Origin of the sequence: Campylobacter sp. 2018MI34, from assembly GCF_016598975.1 — a bacterium.
GTDB lineage: Bacteria > Campylobacterota > Campylobacteria > Campylobacterales > Campylobacteraceae > Campylobacter_D.
Map to the genome: position 1 here is coordinate 1 of NZ_JAENKS010000036.1, position 8150 is coordinate 8150.

Annotated in this window: 11 protein-coding genes and 1 pseudogene; 8 read left to right on the top strand and 4 right to left on the bottom strand. The window is 26.0% G+C overall.

What is annotated here, in order from left to right; translation table 11 throughout:
• Positions 1-127: DUF2920 family protein (locus JG676_RS07395; protein ID WP_200217724.1), on the bottom strand; the 127-nt coding region annotated here is incomplete at its 3' end.
• Between the two features lie 76 nt (positions 128-203).
• Here JG676_RS07395 and pseF point away from each other — a divergent pair.
• The 6 genes from pseF (at position 204) to pseH (ending at position 4272) form a co-directional block, all read left to right on the top strand.
• The gene (gene pseF, locus JG676_RS07400; protein ID WP_200217821.1) at positions 204-899 is read left to right on the top strand and encodes a pseudaminic acid cytidylyltransferase; all 696 of its coding nucleotides are present in this window, start codon (positions 204-206) and stop codon (positions 897-899) included.
• Complete coding sequence (locus JG676_RS09015) at positions 890-1312, top strand: hypothetical protein (RefSeq protein WP_246801808.1); 423 nt, start codon at positions 890-892, stop codon at positions 1310-1312. Before pseF ends, JG676_RS09015 begins: the two co-directional genes overlap by 10 nt.
• Before the next feature lie 267 nt (positions 1313-1579).
• Positions 1580-2257 carry a bifunctional 2-polyprenyl-6-hydroxyphenol methylase/3-demethylubiquinol 3-O-methyltransferase UbiG gene (locus tag JG676_RS07410; RefSeq protein WP_200217822.1) on the top strand — a complete coding sequence of 226 codons (678 nt, stop codon included), beginning with the start codon at positions 1580-1582 and terminating at the stop codon, positions 2255-2257.
• A complete protein-coding gene (locus tag JG676_RS07415) occupies positions 2254-2964 on the top strand; it encodes a WbqC family protein (RefSeq protein WP_200217823.1) in 711 nt (236 codons plus the stop codon). The genes JG676_RS07410 and JG676_RS07415 overlap by 4 nt, the downstream gene beginning before the upstream one ends.
• A gap of 13 nt (positions 2965-2977) precedes the next feature.
• A complete protein-coding gene (gene pseG / locus JG676_RS07420; RefSeq protein ID WP_200170416.1) occupies positions 2978-3799 on the top strand; it encodes a UDP-2,4-diacetamido-2,4,6-trideoxy-beta-L-altropyranose hydrolase in 822 nt (273 codons plus the stop codon).
• Entirely contained in the window at positions 3796-4272 is a 477-nt protein-coding gene (gene pseH / locus JG676_RS07425; RefSeq protein ID WP_200217824.1) for a UDP-4-amino-4,6-dideoxy-N-acetyl-beta-L-altrosamine N-acetyltransferase, read from the top strand. Before pseG ends, pseH begins: the two co-directional genes overlap by 4 nt.
• Here pseH and JG676_RS07430 read toward each other — a convergent pair.
• The 3 genes from JG676_RS07430 to JG676_RS07440 are packed head-to-tail and all read right to left on the bottom strand — an operon-like array spanning position 4237 to position 6723.
• Positions 4237-4983 (bottom strand): HisA/HisF-related TIM barrel protein, encoded by a 747-nt coding sequence (locus JG676_RS07430; protein WP_200217825.1) that lies wholly within the window; start codon positions 4981-4983, stop codon positions 4237-4239. The two genes, pseH and JG676_RS07430, sit on opposite strands and share 36 nt — an antisense overlap.
• A gap of 1 nt (position 4984) precedes the next feature.
• Complete coding sequence (gene hisH / locus JG676_RS07435) at positions 4985-5602, bottom strand: imidazole glycerol phosphate synthase subunit HisH (protein WP_234284658.1); 618 nt, start codon at positions 5600-5602, stop codon at positions 4985-4987.
• Entirely contained in the window at positions 5587-6723 is a 1137-nt protein-coding gene (locus tag JG676_RS07440) for an N-acetyl sugar amidotransferase (protein ID WP_200217827.1), read from the bottom strand. The genes hisH and JG676_RS07440 overlap by 16 nt, the downstream gene beginning before the upstream one ends.
• Before the next feature lie 108 nt (positions 6724-6831).
• Here JG676_RS07440 and pseI point away from each other — a divergent pair, with 108 nt between their 5' ends.
• Together pseI and JG676_RS07450 are read left to right on the top strand one after the other, a co-directional pair.
• On the top strand, positions 6832-7872 hold the full coding sequence (pseI, locus tag JG676_RS07445) for a pseudaminic acid synthase (RefSeq protein WP_200217828.1): 1041 nt from the start codon (positions 6832-6834) through the stop codon (positions 7870-7872).
• Positions 7869-8150, top strand: a pseudogene (locus JG676_RS07450) (DUF115 domain-containing protein); the annotation flags it as partial. The gene pseI and the pseudogene JG676_RS07450, both read left to right, overlap by 4 nt.

Consider the following 8150-nt stretch of genomic DNA (forward strand, 5'->3'; position numbering starts at 1 on the left):
TAAAAACTATAGCTTTTATATCTTTACTATCATCAAAAGTAAGTCTATACTCAAGCTTACTTTCTCTTTTTATATTAAGTTCAACATCATCACAAGAATTAATTTTATAGGATTTGTTAATTAACATAGTAAATCTTTTTGTAAAAATAAGAAACAATTATACTTAAACTTAGTAAAATAAGTTTTAATTTTGAAGGGTAAAAATGAAAAATCTTTGTATTATTCCAGCACGTGGAGGGAGTAAAAGAATTCCTAGAAAAAATATTGTTGATTTTTTGGGCAAACCTTTGATCGCTTATAGTATAGAAAATGCTTTAAATTCAAAACTTTTTGATGAAGTTATTGTTTCAAGTGATGATGATGAGATCATAGAAGTAGCATTGCAATATGGAGCAAAAGTTCCTTTTAAAAGAGATAAAAGCTTAAGTGATGATTTTACTTCAAGTACAGCTGTTGTGCAAAATACCATTAAAGTTTTAGCTTTAAAAAATCAAAATTATGATAATGTTTGTTGTCTTTATGCAACAGCGCCTTTGATTGATGAGAAAATTTTAAAAGATGCTTATGAAAATTTTACTCAAAATGAGAGTAAATTTCTTTTTGGTGCTACTGAGTTTGCATACCCTATACAAAGGGCATTTTACTTAGATGATAAACAAAATGTTTTTATGTTTGATGAGGAATATTATAATAAAAGATCACAAGATTTAATCAAAGCTTATCATGATACAGGAACATTTTATTTTGGAAAGAGCAAAGCTTGGCTTGAAACTAACTTTATGTTTAAGTCTTATTCTAGTGTTTATGTATTGCCTAGAACTTTGGTATGTGATATAGATACTCCACAAGATTTAGAATTTGCTAAATTGCTGTTTAAAAGGAATCAAGGATGTTTATAAAGAATTTAAAAGGATTTAAATATCCTGATATGGAAATTGTAAGATGGTTTTTTAAAAATAAACTTGATACTTTAAAAAATGCGAAGGTTTTAGAATTTGCTTCACACAATGGCAACAATTTAAGCCTTTTTGCAAATTATGATTATGAGTGTTTAGGTGTTGAGCTTAGTAAAGAGCATTATGAAAATGCAAAATATAATTTTGATAAAATTTTAAAATATAAAAAATTTAAATTTTTTAATGAAAATATGTTAGATTTTGCTAAAAATTATAAAAATTTAAATACTAAAGTTTTTTTAATTCCTAATGTAATTAATTTTATTACTAAAAATGAGCTTAAAACTCTGCTTTTAAATGCTAGAAAGAATCATCTTTACGTCTACGGGGGGGGGATTTTTCTTTTTTCTTTTTAAGGGCAAGAAGTATTAAAGATCATCGTTATAAACTTGGAAAAACATTAGAAAATGGAAGTTTCATTTTAAATAATGATGAATTTAGCGGAGAAAAAGATTGTCTTTGCACTTGTTATGAAGAATACGAACTTGTAGAATATTTAAAAGAGTATTTAAATTTATATGATTTTGAGGTGATTATGAGCGAAAATATCAATGTTAAAAATAAAATTTTTATCAAAGATAGCGATATAATCGTATATGGAAAAATAAAATAGAAGGAAAATAATGTATATTAGAGACTTAAAAGGTTTGAAATTCCCAGATTTAGCAGTGATTAAATTTTTTTTTAAAAATAATTTACATCAAAGAGATACAAATAAAAAAGTTTTAGAATTTGCTTGTTCTAATGGTAATAATCTTTCTTTGTTTGCAAATTATGATTATGAATGTTTAGGAGTAGATTTAAATGAATCAAATATAGAAAATGCTAATTTTAATTTTACAAATATTATTAAGGCTAAAAATTTTAAATTTTTTAAAGATGATATTTTAGAATTTCCTAAAAAAAATCCTGATATTAAAGCTGATATTTTTTTAATTCCTAATGTAATTAATTATCTTCATAGGGAAGACTTTTTAAATCTTTTAAAAAATTCAAAAGAATATAAAATGTATAAAGAGAATGCTTTGTTTTTTTTAAGAACTAGAAGTATTCGAGATTTTCGTTATGGTTTTGGAGAAAAAATAGCTCATAATACTTTTAAAATTAATCATGATGATACAACTGGGGAGCTAGGTTGCATTAATACTCTTTATCAAGAATACGAACTTGTAGAATATTTAAAAGAGTATTTAAATTTATATGATTTTAAAGTTTTAAATTATGAAGCTACAAATATTATGGGTGAAGATGATGCGAAAATTTTTGATAGTGATATAGTGATTTATGGAAAGATAAAATGATAGCTATAATGCAACCTACTTTTTTGCCTTGGATTGGCTATTTTTGCATGATAGCAAAAGTTAAATATTTTGTTTTTTTAGATAATGTCCAATTCGAGCAAAGATCTTGGCAAAGTAGAAATAAGATCAAACTTCAAGAAAAGGAGCACTTTATTTCTCTTTCACATCAAAAAACATCACAAAAAACTTTAATTTGCGATATAAAATTAAGCAAAGATACAAAATGGAAAGATAAGATTTTAAAAACTTTTTATCACGCTTATAGTAAAAGTGATAATTTTAATCTTATATTTGATTCATTAAAATATAATTTAAATAAACACGAAAATTTATGCGAGTTAAATATCTCTTTAATTAATGCAATTTGTAAAATTTTAGAGATTAATACGCCTTTGTTTAGATCTTCGATGTTAGATTTAAGTGATTTAAAAAGAGAAAATTTACTTGTTGCAATTTGTAAAAAATTGGACGCTAAAGATTACTTATCAGCTAATGGCTCTAAAATTTATTTAGATAAAGAAGAAGCTAAGAAATTATTTAAAGATAATGAAATAAATATTTCATATTTTGATTTTACTCATCCAATATATAAGCAAAATTTAAATAAACGGGGGGGGGGATTTATACCTTATTTAAGTGTAGTTGATTTTTTATGTAGCGTAAAAGATCCAAGAGAAGAATTTAAAAAAATATTACGGAAAAATTAAAGGTTTTTAATATATGAAAGTTCTTTTTAGAAGTGATAGTTCTGCTAATTTAGGGCTTGGCCATATAAAGCGCGATCTTATTTTAGCAAAACAATATGATGAAGTTTATTTTGCTTGTTTGCCTTTAGAAGGATCATTGATAGATGAAATTCCCTATCCTGTTTTTGAGCTAGAAAGTGCAAGTATTTATGAACTTATCCATTTGATTAAAGATCATCATTTTGATTTATTAGTTATTGATCATTATGATATTGATAAAGATGATGAAAAATTAATAAAACTTGAAACAGGTATTAAAATTTTAAGTTTTGATGATGAATTAAAAGAGCATTATTGTGATATTTTGCTTAATGTTAATGCCTATGCAAAAGCAGAAGACTATAAAGGTTTAGTTCCTTTTAAATGCGAATTAAGATGTGGTTTTTCTTATGCTTTAATTAGAGAAGAATTTTATGTTGAAAGTAAAATTCAAAGGGATAAAATTTGGGATTACTTTATTTGTTTAGGAGGAGTAGATGCGAAAAATTTTTCTCTTGAAATTGCTAAAGATTTACCAATGGATAAAAAAATTATTATTGCTACAACAAGTGCAAATAAAAATCTAAAAAAACTTAAAAAATTCGTAGAGTTTAATCAAAATATCACTTTAAACATTGATAGCGAGAATTTGGCTAAATTGATGAATGAGAGTAAAAAATTAATCATTAGCGCCTCTTCTTTGGTAAATGAAGCTCTAATTTTAAAAGCCAATTTTAAAGCTATTGCTTATGCAAAAAATCAAGAAAAAATAGCACAATGGTTAATGAAAAAAGGTTATGAGGTGGAAATTAAATGATCTTTCTTAAAGATTTTACTACACTTAACGAAGAAGAAAAAAGACGTGTATTAATGTGGCGCAATGATGATGAAGTTTCTTCTTTTGCAAAAGTTAAAAATATCAATTTAAAAGAACATTTAAATTTTATAGAAGAATTAAAATATCAAAAAGATAAACAATATTTTTTAGTTTATAAAGAAAAAGAAGCTATTGGAGTGATTAGTTTTGTAAATATTACTCCACATTCTTGTGAATTTGGACTTTATGCAAAACCAGGATTAAGAGGTATGGGGAAAATATTGATTCAAGAAATAAAAAACTATGCTTTTAATACTTTAAAGGTTGGAATTTTAAAAGCCTGTGTTTTTAAAAATAATGAGAAAGCTTTAAAATTATATAAAAAGAATCATTTTTCTATTGTAATGGAAGATGAAAGTATGTTTTATATAAGTTTATCAAATCATTCTTACAAAAAAACCATTTTTAGCTAACTCATTTTTTATATCTTTTGGAGTGTATTGTGAAAAATGGAAAATATAAGCTCCAGCTAAGGCATCGGCTCCATAATTTAAGGCTTTAATGCCATCATTTGGTTTTCCAAGTCCCCCATTAACAATAAGAGGAATTTTTAATTTATTTTGAAATATTTTTAAAAGTTCTAAATCATATCCTTGTGCTTTTCCTTCAAAATCTACAGAAGTTAAAAGTATTTCTCCAGAACCTAATTTTTCATATTTTAAAGCAAGTTCTAAAGGATCAATATCTAATAAATTTCCTTTATTATACACATAGAATTTGCCATTTTTTCTTTTTACATCTATAGAGCAAACTATACACTGAGAGCCAAAACGATTTGCTGCTTGAGTGATAAAGTTAGGCTCTTTTAATGCTTTAGAATTTATACTTATTTTATCAGCACCTAAATTTAAAATTTTTTGTATATCCTCAATACTTTTTATACCCCCTCCTATAGTTAAAGGCATAAAACATTCTTTGGCTAAATCCTTAAGACTATCAAAATCTATTTGAGAATTTTTTGAAGCATCTATATCTAGTATGATAAGCTCATCTACATTTCTTGCATTATATATTCTTACTGTGCTTGTAAGATGTCCTATGGTGCGATAATCTTTAAATTCTATACTTTTAACAAGTTGAGAATTTTTAAGTAAAACACAAGGAATAATTCTTGTTTTTAACATTTTAAGCCTTTAAAAAATTCTCTAAAAGTTTTAAACCTAAATTCTGGCTTTTTTCAGGATGAAATTGCACCCCATAAATATTATTTTTTTGTAAAGAAGCACAAAATTGAATTCCATAATCACATTTTGCACTTATAAATTCTTCTTTGCAATTTACATAAAAAGAATGCACAAAATAAAAATCACTTTTATTAGAAATTCCTTGATATAGAGGAACTTGTTTTAAAATTTCAATATCATTCCATCCTATATGAGGAATTTTTAAATTTAAATTTTCATTAAAGGGTATGACTTCGCCTTCAATAAAGCTAAGTCCGTTACAAATTCCGCCCTCATAACCTTTTTCTAAAAGAAGTTGCATTCCAAGGCAAATTCCTAAAATAGGTTTTTTATGAGTTAAAACCTCTTCTTTAAGTACAGAGATAAAGTCAAGTTCTTTTAAGGAATTCATAGCTTCTTTAAAAGAACCTACACCTGGTAAAATTAATTTTTTAGCTTTTTGAAAATCCGTTTTTTCTTGTATTAAAAAATTTGAAATTCCAATTTTATCTAAAGCTTTTAATACAGAATTTAAATTCCCAGCTTTATAGTCAATAACCCCTATCATTTTAAAATACATTCTTCCTTACGGATCAAAGATCCATCAATATCTCTTAAAAAATTGCCGTTTTCATCACGTTTAAAAATTTTTTTATTAGTGAAACTATCAAGAATTTTTTGAAATTCTTCTTTGGAGAAACCACTCCATTCTAAATATTTTTTAATTGCTTTTTTAGGTGGTTTTCCATCATATTTATTAACAAGTCTTATGCCTTCTTCGCGGGTTATATAGCCTAAGCGTATATCCAAACAAGCATTATCAGTAGCTCTTCCAAAACCATATTTTAAATATTTTAAATAATCGTGTAAATGATTGCTATAACAATCTAAATTTTCAAAGTTTTCATAAGTAGTTTCTACAGGACGATCTGAAGTTGAAAAACCGTATTTTTGTGCTATTTGGAGATTTATTTTATAATCCCATTTGAAATAATACCCTAAAAATAATCCAGTCACGCCAACTCTTTTAAGTTCTTCATCACTTGGATAAGTATAAAAATACAAGTCTTTTTCTTTTAAACCATCTACTCCTATCATATCACTAATGCGATTGCCTAAAAGTCCTCCAAATTCTTCAAGCCATTCTCTGCCTAAAATATTTTTTTCTTTACTGCTTGCAGGCCCTCCGTATTCTATTTGAGGACTTTCTCCCCAAATGATTAAAGGGATATTAAAATTAACAGCAATTCTTGGAGCGCTTGTAAAAATTCCCAAATGGTTTTGCCATTCATTATCTCCTGTCCTTATAAAAGCTTCTCTTGATAATATTTTATAAATTTTTGGATTTCTTTTAATATGGATAAGATCAACACCCAAATTATTTAAATTAGCAAGATTTTTTTTGCCTATTTTAGTAGGAATACTAGGCTCAAAACAAACACATAAAGGATTTAATCCAAGCTCTAAAATTTTTAATACTTGAAAAGTAGAATCTTTTCCCCCGCTAACACCTATAACACAATCATATATGGGATGTTTTTTGTGTTTTTTAATGAGTTCTAAAAATTCTTTTTCTCTTTGTTCCCAGTCAATTTTTTTATCTTTCATTTCTTGTGACCTGCAAGCATCACAAATTCCTTCATTGTCAAAATGTAAATCAGGTTTGGTATCAGGCATTACGCATTTTTTACAAAAATTCATTTTAATTCCTTTAAATTTCGAAAAGAATAAATCGTCTAAAAAAATATAAATTTTATTAAAATAATTATAAAATAATACCGATAGTGGTAAAAAATATCTAGGATTTTTATGTATATAGGAAATTTCAATCTTAATCAAAAAGTATTTATTATAGCAGAGCTTTCGGCTAATCATGCAGGCAGTTTAGAACTTGCTTTAAAAAGTATTGAAATGGCAAAAAAAGCAGGAGCTGATGCTGTTAAATTTCAAACTTATACCCCCAATAGTCTTACTCTTGATTGCAAAAAAGATGATTTTATCATAAAAGGCGGGCTTTGGGATAAAAGAACTTTATTTGAACTTTATGAAAAAGCTAAAACACCTTATGAATGGCATCAAAAATTATTTAATCATGCAAAAAAACATAATATCTTATGCTTTTCAAGTCCTTTTAGCAAAGAAGATGTTGATTTTTTACAAACTTTTGATCCTATAGCTTATAAAATTGCATCTTTTGAGGTAAATGATGAAGAATTAATTCGCTATATAGCAAAACAGAAAAAACCAACTTTACTTTCAACTGGAATTGCTACCAAAGAAGAGCTTTATAAGGCTATAAAGATTTTTAAAGAAGAAAAAAATGATGAGCTTATTTTTTTAAAATGCACTTCATCTTATCCATCTAAAACAAAAGATTTAAATCTTAATGCTATTAAAACTTTAAGAGAGCAATTTGGTATAAGAGTAGGTTTAAGCGATCATAGTTTTGGAAATTTAGCACCTATTGTCGCCACTACTTTAGGAGCTTGTGTTATAGAAAAGCATTTTATGATAGATAAAAACATAAAAAGTGAAGATAGTGGATTTAGTTTAGATTTTAATGAATTTAAAAGCATGGTAAAAGCTGTAAGAGAATGTGAAAAAGCCTTAGGAAAAGGAAGTTTAAAATTAAACAAAAAAACACTTCAAAATAGAGTCTTTGCAAGAAGTTTATATGCAAGTAAAGATATTAAAAAAGGTGAAATTTTTACAGCATCTAATATAAAAAGTATAAGACCTTCCTTTGGACTTCATCCAAAATTTTATAATCAAATTTTAGGCTTAAAAGCTATTAAAGATATAAAATTTGGAGAACCTTTAAAAGAAGAACATTTTAAGGAAAAATTATGACCCCCTCTTTATTCTTAAAAAACCTAAATGCTCTAAATAATACTTTCTTAAAAGAAGAACTAAAGAAAATAAAATCAAATCTTAAATTTGAACTCATACAAGGTAAAGATAATTTAGATATAAATTTAAAAGAAATCAATGGGGGGGGGGATTACTCTACCAAAACCCTCTTGCTGAACTAAACTCTATGTTAAACACTTATAATGATAAATACTTCTTATATCCTGTTCTTTATTTTTATGGTTTTGGAAATGGTATTTTATTTAAAGCCTTACTTC

What these genes read in the sequence shown, in the direction of transcription:
- pseH (WP_200217824.1), top strand. Translation starts at nt 3,796, where the DNA reads ATGATCTTTCTTAAAGATTTTACTACACTTAACGAAGAAGAAAAAAGA.
- JG676_RS07410 (WP_200217822.1), top strand. Translation starts at nt 1,580, where the DNA reads ATGTATATTAGAGACTTAAAAGGTTTGAAATTCCCAGATTTAGCAGTG.
- pseF (WP_200217821.1), top strand. Translation starts at nt 204, where the DNA reads ATGAAAAATCTTTGTATTATTCCAGCACGTGGAGGGAGTAAAAGAATT.
- pseG (WP_200170416.1), top strand. Translation starts at nt 2,978, where the DNA reads ATGAAAGTTCTTTTTAGAAGTGATAGTTCTGCTAATTTAGGGCTTGGC.
- pseI (WP_200217828.1), top strand. Translation starts at nt 6,832, where the DNA reads ATGTATATAGGAAATTTCAATCTTAATCAAAAAGTATTTATTATAGCA.
- JG676_RS07430 (WP_200217825.1), bottom strand. Translation starts at nt 4,983, where the DNA reads ATGTTAAAAACAAGAATTATTCCTTGTGTTTTACTTAAAAATTCTCAA.
- JG676_RS07440 (WP_200217827.1), bottom strand. Translation starts at nt 6,723, where the DNA reads ATGAATTTTTGTAAAAAATGCGTAATGCCTGATACCAAACCTGATTTA.
- JG676_RS07415 (WP_200217823.1), top strand. Translation starts at nt 2,254, where the DNA reads ATGATAGCTATAATGCAACCTACTTTTTTGCCTTGGATTGGCTATTTT.
- JG676_RS09015 (WP_246801808.1), top strand. Translation starts at nt 890, where the DNA reads ATGTTTATAAAGAATTTAAAAGGATTTAAATATCCTGATATGGAAATT.
- hisH (WP_234284658.1), bottom strand. Translation starts at nt 5,602, where the DNA reads ATGTATTTTAAAATGATAGGGGTTATTGACTATAAAGCTGGGAATTTA.